The organism is Streptomyces sp. NPDC052396, assembly GCF_044593195.1.
Taxonomy (GTDB): domain Bacteria; phylum Actinomycetota; class Actinomycetes; order Streptomycetales; family Streptomycetaceae; genus Streptomyces.
In genome coordinates, this window is the sequence record NZ_JBIUAW010000008.1 from 38,865 (window position 1) to 61,115 (window position 22,251).

Sequence of the window (22,251 nt, forward strand, 5' to 3'; positions counted from 1 at the left end):
GCCCTGCGGACCCGCACCGGTCCGGTATGCGAGGGCCGACCGGGCGCGTCAGGCGTCCTGACCGGGCCCAGCCCGGCCCGCGCCCTATCACTCCACGACCGCGCCACGTCGCATCCGCCCCCTCCCGGCACCCCGAGCCCACCCATCCGGCGCAGCTTGGCTACCGAACGGAGCAATACCGCTACCCTCCGGATGCCCAGGTGGATTTCCCAGGTGAACCTCGGATCAAGGAGGTACACCAATGAAGTCAATCCGTACCGCTTTCTGCGGCACTCTGACGGCCGTCGCCGTCTGCGCGGCTCCCGCCGCCTACGCCCTCAGCGCCCATCCCGCTGCCCCGGTCAACTCGGAGCACCGCATGGTCGCCAAGCATCCGGCCTGCGACCACGACCACGGCCGGGACGACTGCGGGCGTGACCGGGACGAGGACCACGGGCGCGACCATGAAGGCCGGGACGAGGACCACGGCCGGGACGAGGGTCGCGACGAGGACCACGGCCGCGACGAAGGCCGCGACGAGGACCACGGCCGGGACCACGAGGGTCGTGAGGACCACGGGCGCGACCATGAGGGCCGTGAGGACCACGGCCGGGACCACGAAGGCCGTGAGGACCACGGCCGCGACCACGAGGGCCGTGAGGACCACGGGCGCGACCACGGTCGTGACCACGGGGGCCGCCACGAACACGGCCGTCCGCACGGTCCCGCGCACGCGGGCGGCGGCGCCACCGCCCAGGTGGCCGCGGCCGAGTCCGCCACCGACACCCCCGCGCTCCTGCTCGCAGGTGCCACGGCGGGTATCGCCGGTGGCCTGATCTGGACCCGCCGCCGCGCCAATGCGGCCAAGCGCTGACGGGAAACGGATCGGCATCATGTCAGAGACGCGCACAGGTGGTTTCGGCCGCCTGCTGACAGGGGCGGCCTGGGTGGCACTGCTGCTGGCCCTCTGGCTTCGTGGCCACGACATCGCCGAGGAGCCGATAGCCACGGTTCCCAAGCCCGGCGATGTCGTCGCCCAGGCCCGCCCCCCTGCGCATGGCCTGCCCCCGGCGCATGAACCGCTGCCGGGGGCCGGCCCTCAAGGTCTGGTCATCAAGAACATGGGCCTGCGCGCCCCGATCGAAGGCCATGGCCTCGATCCCCTGGGTGGCGTGGAACCGCCTCCCTATGAACGCCCCGGCTCCGTCTCCTGGTACCAGGACGGCCCCGCGCCCGGCACCTCCGGCTCCGCGGTGCTCGTCGGTCATGTGGACACCAAGACCGGCCCCGCCGTGTTCTACGAGCTCAGCACCGTCAAGCGCGGGGACCAGATCGCGGTCGCCCGGGCGGACGGCTCCATCGCCGACTTCACCGTCGAGGATGTCTCGTTGGTCGCCAAGGACCACTTCGACATCGACCGCGTCTACGGCCCCGAGGACACCAAGCGCGCCGAGCTCCGCCTGATCACCTGCGGCGGCGACTACGACCGCGACCAGCATGAGTACAGCGCCAATGTGGTGGTCACCGCCTATCTGACGGGCGCCGAGCGCACCCCCGGGCCGGCCTGAGCCGCAGGCCGGCCCGGCGGCCGGTCCACCACCGGATACCGCTGCCCCCGCTCCAGCTAAAGCCGGGCGGCGGACTCCATGCCGGCCCGGCCGGTAAATCGATCGACAGCGCCCGTCCGTTCCCGGCAGAGTCCGTTCATGGAGAGCCGCTACTGGCCGCTGTACGGCCTGGTGCTGACCACCCCCCGCCTGGAGCTCCGCCTCCCCGGCCTGGAGGTGCTGACCGGGCTGGCGGAGGTCGCCGCCGAGGGGCTGCATGACGAGGACGCCATGCCGTTCAGCGTGCCGTGGAGCGACGCACCGCCCGGGGAGCGGGGGCGTTCGGTCTTCCAGTACACGCTCGGCACCATCGGCGGGTGGCGCCCGGAGTGCTGGGAGCTGCCGCTCGCGGTGCTCAGCGAGGGGAAGCCGGTGGGCGTGCAGAGCTTCAGCGCGGTGGACTTCGGGGTGACCCGGGAGGGGCTCACCGGCTCCTGGCTGGGGCTCGCCCATCAGGGGCGGGGCCTGGGCACCGAGATGCGGGCCGCCGTGCTGCACCTGGCCTTCGCCGGGCTCGGCGCCCGGTCCATGACCTCGGCCTCGATGAGCGACAACCCGGCCTCCCAGCGGGTGTCGGAGAAGCTGGGCTACCGGCCGGACGGGCTGGAGACCAAGAGCGTGCAGGGCCGGTGCCGCACCCTGCGGCGCTGGCGGCTGTCCCGCGAGGAGTGGGCGGCGCACCGGACGGTGCCGGTGCGCGTCGAAGGGCTGGAATCCTGCCATGAGCTGTTCGGGCTGCCTTGATATCTCCTTGGCAAGTCGGCGGTGGCGCAGCAGAGTTGAGGGTATGGAGGGAACACATGCCGCCCGGGTGGCGCTCACCGCGCGCGCGGCCGGGCTGATCCGCGCGCTGTCCGCCGCGCATGGGCCGCTGATGTTCCATCAGTCCGGCGGCTGTTGTGACGGCAGCTCGCCGATGTGCTACCCGCGCGGCGAGTTCCGCACCGGCGCCTCGGACGTCCTGCTGGCCGAACTCGCCGTGGACGGACTGCCGGAGCCGGTCGGCTTCTGGATGTCGGCCGGGCAGTTCGAGCGCTGGCGGCACACCCACCTCACGGTGGATGTGGTGCCGGGGCGCGGCAGCGGCTTCTCCCTGGAGGCCCCGGAGGGGGTGCGCTTCCTGGTCCGTTCCCGGCTGTTGACCGACGCCGAGCAGGCACGTCTGGACGGGGATCAGGAGGAGGCATCGGCCAGCGAGAGCGTGTGCAGGCGTTCCGGCGGGCCGGGGCGCGCGTAGTACCAGCCCTGGGCCGTCTCACAGCCCATTATCCGCAGGTGGTCGGCCTGGGTTCCGGTCTCCACGCCCTCCACCGTGACCGAGAGGTCCAGGGTGTGGGCGAGCGAGACGATGCCCTCGACGATCTTCACATCGACGGGGTCGGCGGGCGCGCACTGCATGCCCCGGGTGAAGGACCGGTCCAGCTTGAGGGTGCTCACCGGCAGCCGGCGCAGATAGGAGAGGTTGGAGTAGCCGGTGCCGAAGTCGTCCAGGGCGATGTCCACGCCCAGGTCGGCGAGTTGGCGCAGCGGGCGCAGCTCCTCCTCGTCGGCGCCGATGAGGGCGCTCTCGGTGACCTCCAGGCAGAGCGCGGAGGGCTCCAGGCCGGCGTTGTGCAGCACGGCCACGGTGTCGGCGACCAGCGAGGGGTAACGCAGCTGCGCCGGCGAAAGGTTGACGTTCACCCGCAGCGGCAGCGGGCAGTTGTCGTCGTTGCGCCAGGCGCGGGCCTGCCGGGCGGCCTCCTCCAGCACCCAGCGCCCCAGCGGCACAATCAGTCCGGTGCTCTCGGCGAGCGGGATGAACTGGTCCGGCCCCAGCACCCCGTGGACCGGGTGCAGCCAGCGCACCAGGGCCTCGGCGCCGCGCACGGTGCCGTCGGCGAGCCGTACCAGCGGCTGGTACTCGATGAAGAATTCGCCGTTGTCCAGGGCGCCGGGCAGACAGTTGGTGAGGTCATGCCGGGCGATGGCCCGGGCGTCGGAGTCGGCGTCGGCGGTCTCATAGCGGTTGCCGCCGGCCGCCTTGGCCCGGTACATGGTGATGTCGGCGCTGCGCAGCACCTCGGCCGCGCCCAGCTGGCCGACCGGGCCGTCGACGATGCCGATGCTGGCCCGTACCGACAGATGGCGGCCGTCGAGGCGAACCGGTTCGGCGAGCGCGTCCAGCATCCGGCGGGCTAAGACGGTGACATCGCGCTGGGCGCCGGGTCCGGTGATCAGGGCGACGAACTCATCACCGCCCAGCCGGGCGACCAGTTCATGCGGGCCGGTGACACAGGAGCGCAGCCGCTCAGCGACGGCCACCAGCAGCTGGTCCCCCACCCCGTGGCCCAGGCTGTCATTGACCGCCTTGAAGCCGTCGATGTCCAGGTAGCACAGGCCGAAGTCATCTCCCTCGCCGCCGGATTCCAGTGCCTTGTCCAGCCGTTCGAAGAACAGCGCGCGGTTGGGCAGGCCGGTGAGGTCGTCATGGGTGGCCTGGTGGCGCAGCCGCTCGTGCAGCAGCCGGCGCTCGGTGATGTCCTCCATCAGCGCCAGCTGGTACTGGGGGCGGCCCTGGGCGTCGCGCAGCAGGGAGACCGACAGGTCGGTCCACAGCACGCTGCCGTCGCCCCGGTAGTAGGGCTTCTCCACCCGGTAGTGGTCGCGGTCGCCGCGCACCAGCTCGGCGTACAGGCCCCAGACCTCCGGGGAGTCCTGCGGGTGCACCAGTTCGCCGACATTGCGGCCGGCCACCGGGTGTTCCAGGCTGCCGAACATCCGCACAAGGGCGTCATTGACATCGGTGATGTGTCCGTCCACATCCGCGATGCCCACCCCGATGGCCGCGCCCTCGAACACCGCGCGGAACCGGGCCTCGCTGGTGTGCAGGGCCTGTTCGGTCTGGGCCTGGGCGGCCAGCGCGGCGCGCGAGATGGCCTCCTGTTCGGCCAGGGTGCGTTCGCGCAGCGCCCGGGCGAAGCCGGCGGCCAGGGCGTGCTGGAGCCGGGTGCAGCGGGCCCGGTCCTCGGCCACGGTACGGCCGGTGCCGGGCGGGCAGTACAGCGGCAGATAGGCGTCGACGGCGCCCAGGATCAGTGGCAGGGCGTCGGGGTCGGTGCAGTGGCCGCGCACCAGGGCGGCGCCCACCTCGGAGCCGGGCCGCGGATCGAAGGGCTGGGCCCGCAGGGCGTCGCGCAGCCGGCCGGCCAGCGGCCGCAGATAGTGCTCGAACTCGGGGCGCGTCATCGGCGTTCCGACGGCGGGGTGGACCGCCCGGCACCAGACGGCGGCGAAGGCGCGGATCCGCTCCTGCTCCTCGGCGTCCCGGGCGGGCTCCTGCGGCGCGGTGGCCGGCTTGGACGGTGCGGCCGTCCCATAGAGGGTGCGGCCGTTGGGCGCGCCCGTCACCGCTTGCGCCCCACGCCGGCGAACCCGGCGGCCCCGGCCCGTTCGGCCGGACCGGCGGGTGCCGGGCCGCCGGGCCCGTCGGGCTCCGGCCGCCAGGCGTTCATCGGCACCAGGCCCGGTTCGACCAGGGTGAACCCCTCGAAGAAGGCGGCCACTTGGCTGCGGGAGCGGGTGCGCAGCGGGGAGCCGATGGCCCGGTAGACATCGCGCACCCTGGCGCCGGCCTCGGGGCGGATGGGCCCGTCCTGCTCGGTGGCGTGGGTGAGGATCAGCAGGCTGCCGGGGGCCAGGGCGTCACGCAGTTCGGCCACCGCCTTGCCGGGTTCCTCGTGGTCCTGGAGGAAGTGCAGCACGGCCACCAGCAGCAGGCCCACCGGCCGGCCGAGGTCCAGCAGTTCCCGGACCTGGCGGCTGTGCAGGATGTCCCGTGGTGAGCGGAGGTCGGCGGCGACGGCCGTGGCGCGGTCTTGGCCGGCCAGCACGGCCCGGCTGTGCTCCACCGCCACCGGATCGTGGTCCACATAGACCACCCGGGCCCGGGGATCGGCCTGCTGGGCGATCTCATGGACATTGCCGAAGGTGGGGATGCCGGAGCCGACGTCCAGGAACTGGGTCACCCCCTCGGCCACCGCGAAGCGCACCGCCCGCCGTAGGAAGGCCCGGTTGGCCTGCATCACCTGGGGCAGGCCGGGATAGGCCGCCATGGCCTGCCGCCCGGCCTCGCGGTCCACCTCGAAGTTGTGCGAGCCGCCCAGGTAGTAGTCGTAGATGCGGGACACGCTAGGCACGGACAGATCGATGCCCTGGGGGGCCCAGGCGGGACGCTCCGTCACTTCGTCTCTCCAGCTCGTCTCAGGGGGTGTTGAGGGCTCTGAGCAGAGGCTACTGATCGTTCGTTCGAATGATAGAAGGAAGTGGACACCGAGCGTCCGCATCCGGTCGTCGATCACCCCCCGCCTCCAGCAGGTGTGCGCCTCAGGTGAGTTCGAAACCAACTATGCGCGTGAGATGCATCTCTGTTCCCGATTTCAGCCACTACAGGAAATGATCATGGAGTGCCGACGCCCGCGCAAGGGGCGCGTCCTGCCTTGCCCCGGCGCGCGGACGCACGACAGGGACCGCACGGTGCGAGTGCGGTCCCTGTCATTGCGTCAGGCGCGTGATCCTTGCCCCGCGGGGGTTTACGGACGGACCGCGTCGGCCGGGCCCACGAGGTCGGAGTGGGCGGTGGTGTTCCTGGGGTGGTCGGGATTGAGGAACCACCGACGGGCCGAGACCAGCCACCACACCCCCGCGAATCCCAGCACCACGGCGACCGCGAGGGGCGCGTAGTTGAAGTTCTCCAGAGTCACCGGCGACACCTGAGGCAGCATAAAGAGCACGGTGATCACCGACACCCAGCCCACCGCCACCACCCCGACCGGCCTGGACCAGCGGCCCAGGTGCCAGGGCCCGCGCTCGAAGCGCTCCCCCAGCCGCAGCCGCAGGAAGGTGGGGATGACATAGGCGATGTACAGGCCGATGGTGGCGATGCTGGTGACCGCCGCATAGGCGGTCACATTGATCAGATAGGGCAGGCCCAGCAGCAGCGCCCCGCCGGCCGCCAGCCATACCGCGTTGGTGGGGGTGCGGGTGGCCGGGTTGATCTGGTGCCAGACCCGGGAGAAGGGCAGCGCCCCGTCCCGGGAGAAGGCGTAGATCATCCGGGAGTTGGCGGTCACCGAGGCCATCCCGCAGAACAGCTGGGCCCCGATGATCACCAGCAGCAGGGCCTTGCCACCGCTGGCGCCCAGCGCGTCCATCAGGATCTGCGCGGGCGGCACCCCGGTGTCCGAGCCGGCCGCCCCGTCATAACTCTGGATGGCGAAGGTCAGCCCGACCAGCAGCACAAAGCCGGCGATCCATGAGGTCCAGATGGAACGGACGATGCCGCGCGGCCCCGCGGTGGAGGCGTCGTTGGTCTCCTCGGTCATATGCGCCGAGGCGTCATAGCCGGTGAAGGTGTACTGGGCCATCAGCAGCGACAGCAGGCCCACATAGAGCCCGCTGTGCCAGCCGGTGCGGTCGACGAACCGGGTGAAGACAAAGGACGCCGACTGGTGGTGGTCCGGGACCACGGCCAGCACCGCCACGATCAGCAGCACCCCGGCCACATGCCACCAGACGCTGACCGTGTTGAGCACGGCCACGATCCGCACCCCGAAGGTGTTCAGCACCGCGTGCAGCAGCAGGATCAGCGCGAACAGCGTCATGGTGTGCCTGGGCGTGGCCGCGAAGTCGAACTGCAGGTCGAGGTAGGCGTTGAGGAAGGAGGCGGCGCCGAAGTCCACACCCGCGGTGCAGGCGATCTGGCCCAGCACATTGAACCACCCGGTGAACCAGGCCCAGGCGGCCCGGCTGCGCTCCGGGGCCATCCGGTGCGCCCAGAAGTACAGGCCCGCGCTGGTGGGGTAGGACGAGCAGACCTCGGCCATGGCCAGGCCCACGAACAGGGTCATCAGCCCCACCGCGACCCAGCCCCAGGAGATCATGGCGGGGCCGCCGGTGGTCATCCCATAGCCATACATCGTCATACAGCCGGAGAGCACCGAGATAATGGTGAAGGAGACGGCGAAGTTGGCGAACCCGCTCATGCTGCGGGCCAGGGTCTGCCGGTAGCCGAGCTGGGCGAGGCGTTCCTCATCGGAAACGCCGGAGACGCCGGATGCGCCGGGGACATCGAGTGGCACGGATTCCTCTTCCTCGGGCGAGCGGTCGGGGGCGAACGGTCGTGGTCGGGGAGGTACGGCACCGGAGGCGGCAGGGCTCAGCCCGGCCGGGGCCGGCCGGCCGCGGCGGCACGGGCGGCCCAGGCCCGGTGCCTCAGGAACAGCTCACGCGGATCGCCGCAGTAGCACCAGGGCGCGTCGACGGCGTACGGGCCGATGGCGCCGAACACCTCGTGCGCCTCCGCATGCCGCCCCGCGAAACCCAGGGCGTGCGCGAGGTAGTTGGCGTCCTCCGCGAACTGGGCGTGCGGGCGGGGCGGCCGGTGGTGCCACCAGCGCTCCAGCACCCGGTCGATATGCGGGCAGTCGGTCCATGGATGGATGCTCAGGCCGTACCGTTCGCCTTCGGCCGCCCTGCGGTGGCGGTACGACTCGGCCAGCGCCACCAGCGGCAGTACGGCCAGGGGCAGGCCGCGCGGCGCGGTCTCGGCGCGTTCCAGGGCCCAGTGGAACATCTCGCCGGCACTGCCGTGATTGCGCTCGAAGAGATAGCTGAGCACCTCATGATGGGCCTCCCGGTTGTATGGATCCCGGGCCGTGGCCTCCTCCCACACCTGCCGCAGCAGCGCCCGGTCCGGGGCGTGCACCCGCAGCAGCGCCAGCAGCACCACCCAGGGCGCCGGATCGGCGGGCTCGGCCTCGGCGGCGGCCACACAGGTGCGCCAGGCGTCCTCCATCAGCTCCCGGCCCTCCCCCCGGCCGGCGATCAGCGAGCGCAGCGCCTGCACATGGGCCAGCAGCGCCAGCGCGTCGGCCGAACCCGGCTCGGCCCGCGCCCAGGTGTCCGCGAACCGCAGCCTGGCCCCGGCCCTGGCCAGCACCTGCAGCCGGAAGATCCGCCGGTCCCAGTCCCGCCCGGTGGCGGCCAGCAGCTCACGCGGCCCCTCCCAGCGGCCCATCGCCGCGTCCTCCAGCCCGGCGCGCAGTGGCAGGTCCCCGCGCGCGGGATGGCGGTCCAACGGCACCTGCTCGGGATCCGGGGAGCGGGTGCGCCGTCCGCCGCGCCCGAACCGTCGGCGCTCCATCGACACCCCTCCCCCTGGTTCGAGGGGCGACAGCATACCCATACGCCAGTGCGAGGGAAGCGTTGTGCGAATCTTTTGCCGGACCGGGAGGAACAGCCAGGATCCGTCGGGGAGTTCAGCGGCTCAGCGGACCCCCACCGCGCGCAGCGCCCGCTGCTGCGCCGCCGAGGGGCTGACCGGGAAGTAGAGGTAACACACCCCGCCCGAGCCGGACTTGACCTTCCCCTGGGCGTCATGCCGCTTGGTGCGCAGCCAGATGTTCTCGAACTGCCGCCGCTGGTAGACCCGTTGAACCACCTTGTCGGAGGCGCTGGCCGGGTCATTGGCGATCACGTCCCCGGCCTTGGTGAAGCCCGCCACGCACATCAGGTGCCCCGCCGTGCCATAGCCCGCGCCGTCCAGCTCGGAGGCCAGGAAGGACTGCGAGGTGATCACCGGGATCCCGGCCCGCACCAGGCGCTCGGCATCGTTCAGGGTGTGCAGCCGGGTGATCACCGCCTGCATGTCGTGGTAGGTCGCGGCATAGGCCGCGTTGAAGGGCCAGTTGCCACAGCCCTGGTACTGGTGGTCATAGGTGAAGCGGGCCGCGTGGCAGACCTGCGGGTCGGCATAGGCGGGGTTCACCCAGGCCAGCTGGGCCCGGGTGGGCCGGCGCCCCCAGTACTCGACGGCCATCTGCGAGGAGGTGGGGCTGCACCAGGCCTCGCCACCGTTGTCGTACTCCGGGTACTGGCCCTTGTGGATCTCCTGCGAGTAGCGCGGCACCGCCAGCCGATGGCCCGCTCCCTCGCCGGGCCGGGAGGCCGGCACCGTGAAGCGGTCCGGGATGTCGGAGCCCATCGCGCCCAGCCGCCAGACCTCGGGGGTCAGTGAGGTACCGGGCCGGCGGAAGAGGGTCAGCCGCAGCACATAGGAGGCCAGCCGCACCCCGCTCGCCGGGTCCACGGCCAGGGTGTCGGTGGACACCGCGCTCTTGTTGTCCCGCTGCCCGTCCACCGAGGTGCGCCGGATGTCGCCGTCCGCGTCACCGGAGGTCCAGCGGCCCAGGATGTACCAGGGGGTGCGGGTGCGGTCGGTGTAGGTGCCGCGCACCTCGACCTGCAGCCAGGTGCCGGCCGGGGTGCGGGCGTTCCAGGAGGCGATCAGCTCGGTGGCGGGAGCGGGCAGGGTGCGCACCGGCGAGACCCAGGAGGCGTACTCCCAGCGGGCCTTGGTGCCGGTGTGCGGATCGGTGTACTCCATGCTGCCCGCCGGACGGGCGATGGCCAGATACGGCCGCCGCCCCGCCACCACCCCGGTGCCGTCGGCCGTCCCGTCGCGCCAGTCGGCCGGCGCGGTCCAGGCCCGGTAGTCGATGGAGCCGGTGGCGGCGCGCCCGGTGTTCCCGGCCGGTCCGCCCTGGCCGGCGGCCGGCCCGGCCGCGAAGGCGGTGGCCGGCCGGGGCAGCGAGGCGGCGGCGGTCAGGGTGAGGACGGCGGCGAGCACGGTGCGTCTGCTGGACATGGCGTTGTTCCCTCGGTCGGCGGCGCGGCGAACGGCTGGTCGGGGCACGGCGGGCGACTGGGTCCGGCCGGACCACTATCCCCGCTTCCGGCGCCGCTTGGCCAGCGTTGTGCGGCCCGTTGCCTCCGCACGGCGTAGGGGGTCTCCTAGGGTGATCCGGTGCGCGATTCCATTCCCCCCTTCTCCCCCGGCGGCACCGACGCCCTGGGCACCCTGGTCCGCTGGCTGCCCGCCCTCCCCCCGTCCGTGGGTCCGGTGCGGCTGGTCGCCGTCGACGGTCACGCCGGCTCCGGCAAGACCACCTTCAGCGCCCGCCTGGCCGAGGCACTGGGCGGGGCGCCCGTACTGCACCTGGACGACCTGGCCACCCATCAGCAGCTGTTCGACTGGGTCGGCCGGCTGCGCGAACAGGTCCTGGACCCGCTGGCCCGGGGCGAGGCGGCGCGGTACCGGGCCTACGACTGGGTGGCGGAACGGTTCGCCGGCCCCGAACACCGGCTGGCGCCGGCACCGGTGGTCCTCCTGGAAGGGGTGGGCGCGGGCCGCCGCGACCTGAGGCCCCATCTGGCGACCCTGCTCTGGATGGAGTTGACGCATGAGCACTCCTGGGAGCGGGGTCAACTCCGTGATGGTGCCGGGCTCAGCGAATTCTGGGACGGCTGGATGCGCGCGGAACACGCGCACTTCACCGCGGATCCCAGCCGTCCCTATGCCCAAATCCTGGTGAGACAGTGCCAGGAGGGTTATGAGTTGCTTCCCGGGCCTGCTGAGACCTCTTGAACACCCCTTGTTCTTACGCTCCGTAGCCACTTCCCGGCCGCCGCCCGGGACGGGGCCATCCGCTCGTCCCCCGGCGCCCCAACTCCGCTTGACCCCGGGGCCTTACAGGACTTACGTTCTGAATGCGCGGCCGTCGCAGGCCGCTTGTGAACGCGAGGCCCCCGGTTGTTCCCCCGTGACCGGGGGCTTCGTACCGCTCCGGCACAGCCCCTGACGTCACCCACCGTGACCACTCTGCGGAGCGCTTTCCCGAGCGCCGGGGATCACCGCCGCGCCGCGAACGGGCCTTCGGCACCCTACGGCGCACACCGATTGCGCAGGTACGATGCGAACGGCGCACCCGCAGCCGGGAGCGCCGACCGAGCTGTGGTCAACTCCCGTCAAACAGAAGAGTGTTTCGCACAGGGCGGCCCGGAAGACGGACCGGCCCGCCACGGGGGCAGGTTGGTGGGGGATGTGATGGACTTCGGCACTCAGGGCCCGCCCGCCCCGGCCGATCTCGCCTGGCTGCGCGCGGTGGACGCGTACACCATGGGCGCCTACACCCAGGCCGAGGAGGAGTTCCGTACCGCGGTGCGCATCGACCCGGGGATGGCCGACGCCTGGCTGGGGCTGCATGCCCTGCGCGCCGAGACCTCCACCGCCCTGCTGCGCATGCACCGCCACCGGGAGCGCTTCGGCCAGCAGCGCGCCCGGCACCGCCGCCCGCTGAACTCCTGGTACTGGCTGGGCTGGTGGGTCCAGCCGGTGCTGGAGAACGGCCGCGACCTGCTGCTGGCCCACGCCTCGCACTGGCTGGACGGCCGCCATGTGCCGGAGCTGGACCGGGCGCTGGCCGACTGCCCGCCGGTGGAGACCGACCCCCAGGCCCGCTTCCTGCACGCCTGCCGGGCGTATCTGGTCAAGGACTGGGAGCAGTTGGCCCGGCAGACCGACCCCTTGCTGGACGATTCACTGCTGGGCATCGAGGCCGGGCTGTTCGGCGGCATGGCCCGGGTGCGGCTGGAGATGTACGGCCAGGCCGAACCCCTGCTGGCCACCGCGCTGATGCGCTGCCGCAGCGAGCAGCCGCAGCGCAAGGAGCTGCGCTACTGGCTGGCCCGGGCCCATGAGGGCACCGGCCGCAGCGCCGCCGCGCTGCCGCTGTACCGCGCGGTGCACCGGGTCGACCCCACCTTTATGGACACCTCCGCACGGCTGACCGCCATCGCCGACTCGGACGGCCTGGACGACCCGCCCGACCCGGCCCCGGTGGCGCTGGTGGCACCCGGCCCGGACGGCACCGAGCCGGCCGGCGGCCCCCGGGCACCGGCCGCCGAGGTGCTCACCGGGGATCCCCAGCCCGGCGGGGGCAGCCCGGCCCCGGTGGACGGGGTGCGGGAGAAGCGCCGGATCCCGGCCCGGCCGGTACCCGGCCCCGCCGACCCCGTGCTGCTGGCCGAGGCCCTGGCCGAACTGGAGCGGATGGTGGGCCTGGAACCGGTCAAGCGCCAGGTCAAGGCGCTCTCCGCGCAACTGCGTATGGCCCGGCTGAGGGCCGGACAGGGCCTGCCGGTGCAGCCCCCCAAGCGCCACTTCATCTTCTCCGGCCCCTCCGGCACCGGCAAGACCACGGTCGCCCGCATCCTCGGCCGGGTCTTCTACGCCCTGGGCCTGCTGGGCGGCGACCACCTGGTGGAGGCCCAACGGGCCGATCTGGTCGGCGAGTTCCTGGGCCAGACCGCCGTCAAGGCCAATGAACTGATCGACTCCGCGCTGGGCGGCGTGCTCTTCGTCGACGAGGCATACAGCCTGGCCAACTCCGGCTACAGCAAGGGCGACGCCTATGGCGACGAGGCCCTCCAGGTCCTGCTCAAACGGGCCGAGGACAACCGCGACCGCCTGGTGGTGATCCTGGCCGGCTACCCCGAGGGCATGGACCGCCTGCTCGCCGCCAACCCCGGCCTGAGCAGCCGCTTCACCAGCCGGGTCGACTTCCCCAGCTACCGCCCCTTCGAACTCACCGCGATCGGCGAGGTGCTGGCCGCGGACAACGGCGACACCTGGGACGAGGAAACACTGGAGGAACTGCGCAGCATCAGCGCCCATGTGGTGGAGCAGGGCTGGATCGACGAGCTCGGCAACGGCCGGTTCCTGCGCACCCTCTACGAGAAGAGCTGCGCCTACCGGGACCTGCGCCTCACCGGCTTCCCCGGCACCCCGGGCCGGGACGACCTCGCCACCCTGCGCCTGCCCGATCTGATGCAGGCCTATGGCGAGGTCCTCTCCGGCCGCTCGCCGGATCGCCCCTGACCGCCCCGGGCGCGCGGTGCGGACACGCCCCGAAGGGCGTGCCCACCACCGGCGGTCAGCCGACCATGACGCCCTCCCCCCGGGTAGCGGGAACCGCGACCCGGTGCGCCGGATCCCGCACCTCGCCGACCAGCATCTCCAGCACGTCCTCCAGGGCAACCAGCCCCAGCACCCGCCCCGACGCGTCGGCGACCGCCGCCAGATGCGCGGCCCCCCGCCGCATCAGGGTCAGCGCGTCATCCAGCGGCAACTCCGCCCGAAGGGTCTGCACCCGCCGCCAGAGCCGCTGCGGCACCGCCCGGTCCCGGTCCTCCAGATCGAGAACGTCCTTCACATGCAGGTATCCCATAAAGGCCCCGCCGGGCCCGCACACCGGGAAACGCGAGTACCCGGTCCGTACCGTCAGCTCCTCCACCTCCCGGGGAGTGACCGACGGCTCCACGGTCACCAGCCGCGCCGGGTCCAGCAGCACATCCGTCACCGGCCGGCTGCCCAACTCCAGCGCGTCCTCCAGGCGTTCCTGCTCGGCGGGCGCCAACAGCCCCGCCTGCCGGGAGTGTTCCACCAGGTGCGTCAGCTGTTCACTGGTGAACACCGACTCCACCTCGTCTTTGGGCTCCACCCGGAACAGCCGCAGCACCCCGTGCGCACAGGCGCCCAGCAGCCGGGTCACCGGGCGGCACAGCCGGGCGAAGGCGACCAGTCCGGGCCCCAGCCACAGGGCCGCCCGGTCCGGCGCGGACATGGCCAGGTTCTTGGGCACCATCTCCCCGATCACCAGATGCAGGGAGATCACCAGCGCCAGGGCGATCACATAGCCCAGCGGATGCACCAGCCCGTCCGGCAGCCCCACCGCCGCGAACACCGGCTCCAGCAGCCGGGCCACGGTCGGCTCGGCCACCGCGCCCAGCGTCAGCGAGCAGATGGTGACGCCGAACTGGGCCGCCGCCAGCATCTGCGGCAGGTTCTCCAGTCCGGTCAGTACGGTCCGGGCGCGCCCGGACCCCTCGGCCGCCTTCGGTTCGATCTGGCTGCGGCGCACCGACACCAGCGCGAACTCGGCGCCCACGAAGTAGCCGTTGGCCAGCACCAGCAGTACGGCAAACAGCAGTTGCAGCAGGCTCATCGGGTCTCCCCTGTCACCGCACCGGTGCACACCAGGCGCACCCGCTCGGCCCGGTGGTGGCCCACCTGGCGCACCGACAGCCGCCAGCCGGGCAGTTCGGCGCGGTCACCGGGCACCGGGATACGTCCCAGCAGATCGGCGACCAGTCCGGCGACCGTCTCATAGGGCCCGTCGGGCACCTGGAGGCCGATGCGGGCCAGCAGGTCGACCCGGCAGGCGCCGTCCGCCTCCCAGGCCGGACGCCCGTCCTCGCCGGTCACGGCGGTGAGATCGGGACGGGCGGCGTCCGCGTGATCGTGCTCGTCACGGACCTCGCCGACCAGTTCCTCGACGATGTCCTCCAGGGTCACCACCCCGGCCGTGCCGCCGTACTCGTCGACCACCACGGCTATCGGCTGCTCGCTGCGCAGCTGCTCCAGCAGCGGCTGCACCGGCAGGGTTTCGGGCACCAGCATGGGCGGCACCGCGATCCGACCGACCGGGGTGCGCCGCCGCTCCTCGCGCGGCACCGCCAGCGCGTCCTTGAGGTGGACCATGCCGACCACCTCGTCCAGGCGCTCCTGGTAGACCGGGAACCGGGAGAGTCCGGTGGCCCGGGTGAGGTTGAGGACGTCCTCGGCGGTGGCGTCCGTCTGCAGGGCGCTGACCCTCACCCGGGGTGTCATCACATGCTGGGCGGTGAGCTCGCCCAGCGAGAGGGTGCGGACGAACAGGTCGGCGGTGTCCGGCTCCAGGGCACCGGCCCGCGCCGAGTGCCGGGCCAGCGAGACCAGTTCGCCCGGGGTACGGGCGGAGGCCAGTTCCTCCGCGGGCTCCACGCCCAGGGCCCTTACCAGCCGGTTGGCGACCGTGTTCAGCAGGGTGATCACCGGGCGGAAGAGGTGGGCGAACAGGCTCTGCGGGCGGGCCACAAAGCGGGCCACCTGCAGCGGCCGGGAGACCGCCCAGTTCTTGGGGACCAGTTCGCCGATGACCATCTGCACCGCGGAGGCGGCCAGCATGCCGGTCACCACGGCCGCCCCGGCCGCGGCGCCGGCCGGCAGTCCGGCCGCGCCCAGCGGCCCGGACAGCAGCCGGCCCAACGCGGGCTCGGCCAGCATGCCGACCGCCAAGGAGGTGATGGTGATGCCCAGTTGGGTGCCGGAGAGCTGGAAGGACAGCTCGCCCAGTGCCTTGACCACGGTCCGGGCGCGGTGGTCGCCGCCCGCCGCGGCCCGTTCGGCCTCCGGCTTCTCCACGGTGACCAGGCCGAACTCGGCGGCTACAAAGAAGCCGTTGGCCAGGATCAGAAGCAGTGCCGCCGCGAGCAGCAGCAGAGATACGGTGATGCTCATCGCGCCGCCTCACAAAGCGGGGCGGCGCAGGTACTACAGGACGATCCGTCCATCCCGGAGGGATTCACTCCTCGGTTCGCAGGTGCCCCGCGCCGGGCCGCGTCAGGCGGCCGGGTCGTCTCGGGTGGGGCCGGGCACGGGTGTGCTCGTGTGCAACAGAGTAATCAAGGAATCCGCGGACCGGGCAGGCACCGCCCGTCAGGTCGCCGATCGGCCGGTGCCGTGCTCCTCCACCAGGGCGCTCAGCGCCCGGGCCTGGCTGACGGCCTGCCGCTTGTCGATGCCGGTCTGAATGCCCATGGCGGGCAGCGCGGTTCCGTCCGAGAGGTCCAGATGGACCCAGGAGTCGCCGGGCCGCAGATTGACCCGGACGATCTGGGCCCATTCCAGCCGGCGCACCGTGGTGAGGTTCACCACGGTGACCCCGCTCTCGGCCACCACCACCTTGGGACGGCTGAGCAGCGCCAGCACACCCAGGCCCAGCAGCCCGGCGAAGACGAAGGACGCCCGGTCCCCGGCCGTGAAGGTGTCCAGCAGGAAGGACACCACGGTCAGTACGGCGGCCATGGCGCCGCCCACACCCAGCAGCACCACACGGGTGCGGGTGGGACGGAAGGTCACGGGAAGCTCGGGCATGGGATCTTTTCTCGCGGCTCTGGCGTGCTCTTGCCTGCGGACCGGTCCGGCGTGCGGACCGCGGTCAGAGGCGGCAGGCGTGGATGCCGGTGGTGAGGATGGCCCGGGCACCCAGCTCATAGAGCTCGTCCATGATCCGCTGGGCGTCCTTGGCCGGGACCATGGAACGGACGGCGACCCAGCCCTCGTGGTGCAGCGGGGAGACGGTGGGCGACTCCAGGCCGGGGGTGAGCGCCACCGCGCGCTCCACATGCTCGGCGCGGATGTCGTAGTCCATCATCACGTACCGGCGGGCGACCAGGACGCCCTGCATCCGGCGGAGGAACTGACGCACCTTGGGGTCGTCGGCGGGAGCCCCGGCGCGCCGGATGACGATGGCCTCGGACTCCAGGATGGGCTCGCCGATGACCTCCAGCCCGGCGTTGCGCAGGGTGGTGCCGGTCTCCACCACATCGGCGATGACCTCCGCCACCCCCAGCTGGATGGCGGTCTCCACCGCGCCGTCCAGGTGCACCACCTCGGCGTCCACCCCGTGGTCGGCCAGGTGCTTGGTGACCAGCCCGGCGAAGGAGGTGGCCACGGTCAGGCCGCCGAACTCGGCGACGTCCCGGACCGTGCCCGGACGGGTGGCGTACCGGAAGGTGGAGGCGGCGAAGCCCAGCTGCATGATCTCCTCGGCCTGGGAGCCGGAGTCCAGCAGCAGGTCCCGGCCGGTGATGCCGATGTCGAGCCGGCCGGAGCCCACGTACACCGCGATGTCGCGGGGCCGCAGGAAGAAGAACTCCACCTCGTTGGCCGAGTCGACCAGCACCAGTTCCTTGCGGTCCTTGCGCTGCCGGTAACCGGCCTCATGGAGCATCTCCGCCGCAGGCTCGGCGAGAGAACCCTTGTTGGGGACGGCGATGCGCAGCATGAGGTCGGTTCCTTTGTGCGTGGGAGGGGAGGGGGACGGCGTTCGTGCGGTCAGAGGTGGGCGTAGACGTCGTCCAGCGAGATGCCCCGGGCGACCATCATCACCTGCAGGTGGTAGAGGAGCTGCGAGATCTCCTCGGCGGTCGCCTCGGCGCCCTCGTACTCGGCGGCCATCCATACCTCGGCCGCCTCTTCGACGACCTTCTTGCCGATGGCGTGGACACCCTTGCCCACCAGTTCCGCGGTGCGGGAGGTGGCGGGATCGCCGGTGGCCTTCTGCTGGAGCTCGGCGAAGAGCTCCTCGAACGTCTTCTTGGACATGGTGGTCCTACCCTACGGCCTCCCCCGCCGGTGTCAGTGCCAGGGTTCGGAGACCGAGCGCAGGGTCACCGCGGTGGCGACCGCGGCGTAGACCGCCTCGTGGCCCTTGTCCTCGTTGGATCCCTCCAGTCCGGCCCGGTCCACGGCCTGCTCCTCGGTGTCGCAGGTCAGCAGGCCGAAGCCGACCGGAACGCCGGTGTCCACGGAGACCTGGGCGAGTCCCTGGGTGACGCCCTCACACACATACTCGAAGTGCGGGGTGCCGCCGCGGATGACGACGCCCAGGGCGACGATGGCGTCATAGCCCCGGCCGGCCAGCACCTTGGCGACCACCGGCAGCTCCCAGCTGCCGGGGACGCGCAGCAGGGTGGGCTCGTCGATGCCCAGCTCGTGCAGGGCGCGCAGGGCGCCGTCCACCAGCCCGTCCATCACCTTCTCGTGCCACTGCGCGGCGATCACGGCCACCCGCAGGTCCTGACAGTTCTTCACACTCAGCTCGGGTGCGCCCTTGCCGCTCATGTTTCTCCTCGGTGGCTTGTGGTGCTTACTGGTTTCCGCAGGCGGACACCGGCTCGGCGTCCAGCCAGGGCAGGTCGTGTCCCATGCGGTCGCGCTTGGTCCGCAGGTACCGCAGATTGTGCTCGCCGGCGGGGGCGGGCATCGGCTCCCGTCCGGTGATCTTCAGACCGTGCCGCTCCAGGGCGATGGTCTTGTCGGGGTTGTTGGTCATCAGCCGCACCGAGCGCACGCCCAGGTCGGTGAGCACCCGCGCCCCGGCCCCGTAGTCCCGGGCGTCGGCGGGCAGGCCCAGCTCCAGGTTGGCGTCCAGCGTGTCGTGCCCGTTCTCCTGCAGCTCATAGGCCCGCAGCTTGGACAGCAGTCCGATGCCCCGGCCCTCGTGTCCGCGCAGGTAGATCACGGCGCCCCGGCCCTCCTCGGCGATCCGGCGCAGCGATGCCTGCAGCTGGGGGCCGCAGTCACAGCGCAGCGACCCGAACACATCGCCGGTCAGGCACTCGGAGTGCACCCGCACCAACACATCCTCGGCACCGTCGAGTTCGCCCATCACCAGGGCGATGTGCTCCACTCCGTCGGCGCCGGCCCGGTAGCCATGGGCCCGGAAGTCGCCGTAGGCGGTGGGCAGTTGGGTGGTGGCCTCGCGGCGCACCGTCGGCTCGCCCGCCTTGATGTAGCGGACCAGGTCCTCGATGGAGATCAGGGTCAGGCCGAACCGCCGGGCGAAGGCGGTCAGTTCGGGCAGGCGCAGCATCCGGCCGTCCTCGCCGGCGATCTCCACGATCGCGGCGGCCGGGCGGAAGCCGGCCAGCCGGGCCAGGTCGCAGCCGGCCTCGGTGTGGCCGGGGCGGACCAGGACGCCGCCGGGCTTGGCCCGCAGCGGGAAGACATGTCCGGGCCGGACGAAGTCACCGGGCTTGCTGTCGGGGTCGGCCAGCAGCCGGATGCTGGTGGCGCGGTCGGCGGCGGAGATACCGGTGTCAATGCCATGGGCGGCGGTGGCATCGGTGGAGACGGTGAAGGCGGTGCGCATGGTCTCGGTGTTGTTCTCGACCATCTGCGGGAGTTCCAGGCGGTCCAGGTCCTCGCCCTCCATGGGGACGCAGATCAGGCCGCGGCACTCGCTCATCATAAAGGCGAGGATCTCGGGGGTGGCCGCCTCGGCGGCGATCACCAGGTCGCCCTCGTTCTCCCGGCTCTCGTCGTCGACCACGATCACCGGCCGGCCGGCCGCGATGTCGGCGATGGCCTGCTCGACCGGGTCGAGGACGTGTTCCCCGGTCACGGCGGTGTGCTGCGGGGCGGTCATGCTGTCTCCGTAAGGTCGTCGGGCGGCCGCGTGCGCACCACGCGGCAACACGGTTGTCGGGTCGGGTCCGCCGGGCGGGGGCATCAGAAGGCCGGTGCGGTACGGGCGCTCGGGCGGGAGCGCAGCCACCAGTCGCGCAGGCCCCACAGGACCAGGCCGAGGTAGACCACATAGACCAGGCCGGAGAAGGCGAGCCCGCTGGAGAAGGCGAGCGGGACGCCGACCACATCGACCAGCAGCCAGGCGAACCAGAACTCGACCAGCCCCCGGGCCTGGGCCACCATCGCGGCGAGCGTGCCGACGAAGATATAGGCGTCCGGCCAGGGATTCCAGGACAGTTGGGGCAGGGCGGTGAACAGGGTGCCTACGGCCAGGGTGCCCAGGGCCGTCCCGCCCAGCAGCGCCAGCCGCTCGCGCCCGGTGGCGAAGCGCACGGCCACCGAGCCGCCCTCTCCGTCACTGCCGCCGCGCTGCCACTGCCGCCAGCCCCAGGTGGCCACGCCGATCACCAGCAGCTGCTTGCCCACTCCCCCGCTGAGCTGGGCGGAGGCATAGGCGGCCACAAGTATCAGGCCGGCCACGAACTGGGCGGGCCAGGTCCAGATGGAGCGCTTCCAGCCCAGGGCTAGGGCCACCAGGCCAAAGGTGTTGCCGATGGCGTCGGACCAGATCACATGCTGGCCGAAGGCCGCGAAGGCCTCGCCGCTCAGCCAGTCCAGCGAGCTCATGCCTGCTCCTCCTCGTCCCGGGCCGCGGTGGTGTGGCCGAGCAGCCGCTCGGTGTACTTCGCCAGCACGTCCACCTCGAGGTTGACCAGGTCGCCGGCGGTCTTGAAGCCCAGGGTGGTCAGGGCGAGGGTGGTGGGGATCAGGCTGATGGTGAAGAACTCCTCCGCCGCCTCGACCACGGTCAGGCTCACCCCGTCCACGGTGATCGAGCCCTTGGCGGCCACATAGCGGCTGAGCTCGGCGGGCAGTGAGACCGTGACCACCTCCCAGTGCTCCGAGCGCTCCCGGCCGAGGATCACTCCGGTGCCGTCCACATGCCCCTGGACCAGGTGGCCGCCCAGCCGGCCGTCCGCCTTCAGCGGGCGCTCCAGGTTCACCCGGGAGCCCGGGGCCAGCCCGCCCAGGCTGGAGCGCTTGAGGGTCTCGGCCATCACATCGGCGGTGAACTCGCCGTCCGCGGTGTCGACCACGGTCAGGCAGACGCCGTTGACCGCGATCGAGTCGCCATGCCCGGCGTCCTCGGTGACCAGGGGGCCGCGCAGCCGGATCCGGGAGCTGTCGCCGAGGTTCTGCACGGCGACGACCTCACCCAGCTCTTCGACGATTCCGGTGAACATGTGTCAGTTCTCCTCAGTGGCTTGAGACTTGGGAATGGCGGTGAGCCGAAGATCGGGGCCGATCCGGGTGACCTCGGTGATGTCGAGGCGCAGCGCCTGGCCGATGCTGCCGATGCCGGCCTCGCCCAGGGCGGCCGGTCCGGCGCCCAGCAGGGCGGGGGCGAGGTAGCCGATCACCCGGTCGACGGCGCCGGCCTCCAGGAAGGCGCCGGCCAGCACCGGCCCGCCCTCCAGCAACACCGAGCGCACGCCCCGGGCGTGGAGCGCGGTGAGCATCTCCGGGATGGGTACGCGGCCGTCGCGCAGGGGCAGCCGCAGCACCTCCGCTCCGGGCAGGTGCCGGGTGTCCGCGTCCTCGCCGGTCACCACCAGGGTGGCCGCGGCATCGTCCAGGATCCGGGCGTCCGGCCGGATGGTGGCCCGGGCGTCCACCACCACACGCAGCGGCTGGACGGCACCCTCGATCCCGCGGACGGCGAGCTGGGGGTCGTCGGCGTGCAGCGTGCCGGAGCCGACCACCACCGCGTCCGCCTCGGCACGCAGCCGGTGGACATCCGCGCGGGCGGCGGCGGAGGTGATCCAGCGGCTGCTGCCGTCGGCGGCGGCGCTGCGGCCGTCCAGGGTCGACGCGTACTTCCACAGCACCTGGGGGCGGCCCCGGACGACCGCGAACAGCCAGGCGGCGTTGCCCGCCGCGGCCTCCTCGGCCAGCAGACCACCCTCGGTGGCCACCCCGGCCGCGGCCAGGGTGGCCGCGCCGCCGGTGGCGGTGGGGTTGGGGTCGGCCACCGCGTAGACCACGCGGGCCACGCCGGCCTCGATCAGCGCCTGGGCGCAGGGCCCGGTACGGCCGGTGTGGTTGCAGGGTTCCAAGGTGACCACGGCCGTGGCGCCGCGCACCTCATGGCCCTGGGCGGCGGCCTCGCGCAGCGCGTTGATCTCGGCATGCGCCTCGCCGGCGCGCCGGTGCCAGCCCTCGCCGATCGTCCGGCCGTCCGGGTCCAGCAGGACACAGCCGACGACGGGATTGGGGCTGGTCGCACCGAGTGCGCGGGCGGCGAGCGCGATGGCGCGTCGCATCGCCGCTGCTTCGGTCGCGGTGGCCACCGGGTCCTCCTGCCTCTTCGGGCACGGACTCCGGGGCGTCGTCAGGAAACGACGAGAAAGCGGGTGTACAACGCCGGGGAAAACACCGCCTGTGCCGACACAGCCACCCCCATATCCGCGGGATGGCCGGACCGGCGGCGGCACCATGGCCGACGTCTGCCCGCCGCGCACTGCCTCCCATCCGGACTTTAACCGTCGGTCCAGGAATTTCACCTGGTCAACCAGCCGCTGGCTGCGGACGGGTCGCGGACTGTAACCGCCGGTTCGGACTTTCACCGACCCCGGAGTGCGCTGCGTAAGT

The 22,251-nt window shown here is 72.2% G+C and carries 21 protein-coding genes and 1 riboswitch; of the genes, 6 read left to right on the forward strand and 15 right to left on the reverse strand.

Features of this window, described 5'->3' with window-relative positions:
• Positions 1 to 241 precede the first annotated feature (241 nt).
• The 4 genes from ACIHFE_RS21615 to ACIHFE_RS21630 all read left to right on the forward strand — a co-directional run bounded on the left by ACIHFE_RS21615 (position 242) and on the right by ACIHFE_RS21630 (position 2,823).
• Positions 242 to 853: a hypothetical protein gene (locus ACIHFE_RS21615; protein ID WP_400108822.1), complete on the forward strand. Its 612-nt coding sequence runs from the start codon at positions 242 to 244 to the stop codon at positions 851 to 853.
• 19 nt (positions 854 to 872) lie between these two features.
• On the forward strand, positions 873 to 1,547 hold the full coding sequence (locus ACIHFE_RS21620) for a class F sortase (protein WP_400108823.1): 675 nt from the start codon (positions 873 to 875) through the stop codon (positions 1,545 to 1,547).
• A 138-nt stretch (positions 1,548 to 1,685) separates the two neighbouring features.
• The gene (locus ACIHFE_RS21625; RefSeq protein WP_400108824.1) at positions 1,686 to 2,330 is read left to right on the forward strand and encodes a GNAT family N-acetyltransferase; all 645 of its coding nucleotides are present in this window, start codon (positions 1,686 to 1,688) and stop codon (positions 2,328 to 2,330) included.
• 43 nt (positions 2,331 to 2,373) lie between these two features.
• Positions 2,374 to 2,823 (forward strand): DUF779 domain-containing protein, encoded by a 450-nt coding sequence (locus tag ACIHFE_RS21630; protein WP_400108825.1) that lies wholly within the window; start codon positions 2,374 to 2,376, stop codon positions 2,821 to 2,823.
• On the opposite strand, the gene ACIHFE_RS21635 is transcribed toward ACIHFE_RS21630, so the two are convergent.
• The 5 genes from ACIHFE_RS21635 to ACIHFE_RS21655 all read right to left on the reverse strand — a co-directional run bounded on the left by ACIHFE_RS21635 (position 2,760) and on the right by ACIHFE_RS21655 (position 10,272).
• On the reverse strand, positions 2,760 to 4,976 hold the full coding sequence (locus ACIHFE_RS21635; protein ID WP_400108826.1) for a putative bifunctional diguanylate cyclase/phosphodiesterase: 2,217 nt from the start codon (positions 4,974 to 4,976) through the stop codon (positions 2,760 to 2,762). The two genes, ACIHFE_RS21630 and ACIHFE_RS21635, sit on opposite strands and share 64 nt — an antisense overlap.
• Complete coding sequence (locus ACIHFE_RS21640; protein WP_400108827.1) at positions 4,973 to 5,809, reverse strand: SAM-dependent methyltransferase; 837 nt, start codon at positions 5,807 to 5,809, stop codon at positions 4,973 to 4,975. The genes ACIHFE_RS21635 and ACIHFE_RS21640 overlap by 4 nt, the downstream gene beginning before the upstream one ends.
• 348 nt (positions 5,810 to 6,157) lie before the next feature.
• Positions 6,158 to 7,705, reverse strand: coding sequence for an amino acid permease (locus tag ACIHFE_RS21645; RefSeq protein ID WP_400108828.1), 1,548 nt, complete (start codon positions 7,703 to 7,705; stop codon positions 6,158 to 6,160).
• A gap of 77 nt (positions 7,706 to 7,782) precedes the next feature.
• Entirely contained in the window at positions 7,783 to 8,769 is a 987-nt protein-coding gene (locus tag ACIHFE_RS21650) for a hypothetical protein (RefSeq protein WP_400108829.1), read from the reverse strand.
• Between the two features lie 123 nt (positions 8,770 to 8,892).
• Positions 8,893 to 10,272: a peptidase C39 family protein gene (locus ACIHFE_RS21655; RefSeq protein ID WP_400108830.1), complete on the reverse strand. Its 1,380-nt coding sequence runs from the start codon at positions 10,270 to 10,272 to the stop codon at positions 8,893 to 8,895.
• Positions 10,273 to 10,443: 171 nt separating this feature from the next.
• Here ACIHFE_RS21655 and ACIHFE_RS21660 point away from each other — a divergent pair, with 171 nt between their 5' ends.
• Both ACIHFE_RS21660 and ACIHFE_RS21665 read left to right on the forward strand, forming a co-directional pair.
• Positions 10,444 to 11,052 (forward strand): uridine kinase, encoded by a 609-nt coding sequence (locus tag ACIHFE_RS21660; protein WP_400109274.1) that lies wholly within the window; start codon positions 10,444 to 10,446, stop codon positions 11,050 to 11,052.
• Between the two features lie 459 nt (positions 11,053 to 11,511).
• Positions 11,512 to 13,344 carry an AAA family ATPase gene (locus tag ACIHFE_RS21665; protein ID WP_400108831.1) on the forward strand — a complete coding sequence of 611 codons (1,833 nt, stop codon included), beginning with the start codon at positions 11,512 to 11,514 and terminating at the stop codon, positions 13,342 to 13,344.
• Positions 13,345 to 13,399: 55 nt separating this feature from the next.
• Here ACIHFE_RS21665 and ACIHFE_RS21670 read toward each other — a convergent pair whose 3' ends face one another.
• The 10 genes from ACIHFE_RS21670 to ribD all read right to left on the reverse strand — a co-directional run bounded on the left by ACIHFE_RS21670 (position 13,400) and on the right by ribD (position 21,950).
• Complete coding sequence (locus ACIHFE_RS21670) at positions 13,400 to 14,470, reverse strand: hemolysin family protein (protein WP_400108832.1); 1,071 nt, start codon at positions 14,468 to 14,470, stop codon at positions 13,400 to 13,402.
• The gene (locus ACIHFE_RS21675; protein WP_400109275.1) at positions 14,467 to 15,798 is read right to left on the reverse strand and encodes a hemolysin family protein; all 1,332 of its coding nucleotides are present in this window, start codon (positions 15,796 to 15,798) and stop codon (positions 14,467 to 14,469) included. The genes ACIHFE_RS21670 and ACIHFE_RS21675 overlap by 4 nt, the downstream gene beginning before the upstream one ends.
• Before the next feature lie 204 nt (positions 15,799 to 16,002).
• On the reverse strand, positions 16,003 to 16,440 hold the full coding sequence (locus ACIHFE_RS21680) for a PH domain-containing protein (RefSeq protein ID WP_400108833.1): 438 nt from the start codon (positions 16,438 to 16,440) through the stop codon (positions 16,003 to 16,005).
• 64 nt (positions 16,441 to 16,504) lie between these two features.
• Positions 16,505 to 17,353 (reverse strand): ATP phosphoribosyltransferase, encoded by an 849-nt coding sequence (gene hisG, locus ACIHFE_RS21685; RefSeq protein WP_400108834.1) that lies wholly within the window; start codon positions 17,351 to 17,353, stop codon positions 16,505 to 16,507.
• A 50-nt stretch (positions 17,354 to 17,403) separates the two neighbouring features.
• A complete protein-coding gene (locus ACIHFE_RS21690; protein ID WP_109278790.1) occupies positions 17,404 to 17,673 on the reverse strand; it encodes a phosphoribosyl-ATP diphosphatase in 270 nt (89 codons plus the stop codon).
• A 33-nt stretch (positions 17,674 to 17,706) separates the two neighbouring features.
• The gene (ribH, locus tag ACIHFE_RS21695; RefSeq protein WP_400108835.1) at positions 17,707 to 18,192 is read right to left on the reverse strand and encodes a 6,7-dimethyl-8-ribityllumazine synthase; all 486 of its coding nucleotides are present in this window, start codon (positions 18,190 to 18,192) and stop codon (positions 17,707 to 17,709) included.
• Positions 18,193 to 18,217: 25 nt separating this feature from the next.
• Positions 18,218 to 19,498 (reverse strand): bifunctional 3,4-dihydroxy-2-butanone-4-phosphate synthase/GTP cyclohydrolase II, encoded by a 1,281-nt coding sequence (locus ACIHFE_RS21700; RefSeq protein WP_400108836.1) that lies wholly within the window; start codon positions 19,496 to 19,498, stop codon positions 18,218 to 18,220.
• A gap of 83 nt (positions 19,499 to 19,581) precedes the next feature.
• On the reverse strand, positions 19,582 to 20,226 hold the full coding sequence (locus ACIHFE_RS21705; protein WP_400108837.1) for a nicotinamide riboside transporter PnuC: 645 nt from the start codon (positions 20,224 to 20,226) through the stop codon (positions 19,582 to 19,584).
• A complete protein-coding gene (locus tag ACIHFE_RS21710; RefSeq protein WP_400108838.1) occupies positions 20,223 to 20,843 on the reverse strand; it encodes a riboflavin synthase in 621 nt (206 codons plus the stop codon). The genes ACIHFE_RS21705 and ACIHFE_RS21710 overlap by 4 nt, the downstream gene beginning before the upstream one ends.
• Before the next feature lie 3 nt (positions 20,844 to 20,846).
• A complete protein-coding gene (ribD, locus tag ACIHFE_RS21715) occupies positions 20,847 to 21,950 on the reverse strand; it encodes a bifunctional diaminohydroxyphosphoribosylaminopyrimidine deaminase/5-amino-6-(5-phosphoribosylamino)uracil reductase RibD (protein ID WP_400108839.1) in 1,104 nt (367 codons plus the stop codon).
• Between the two features lie 163 nt (positions 21,951 to 22,113).
• A riboswitch (FMN riboswitch) is annotated at positions 22,114 to 22,244 on the reverse strand.
• Positions 22,245 to 22,251 lie beyond the last annotated feature (7 nt).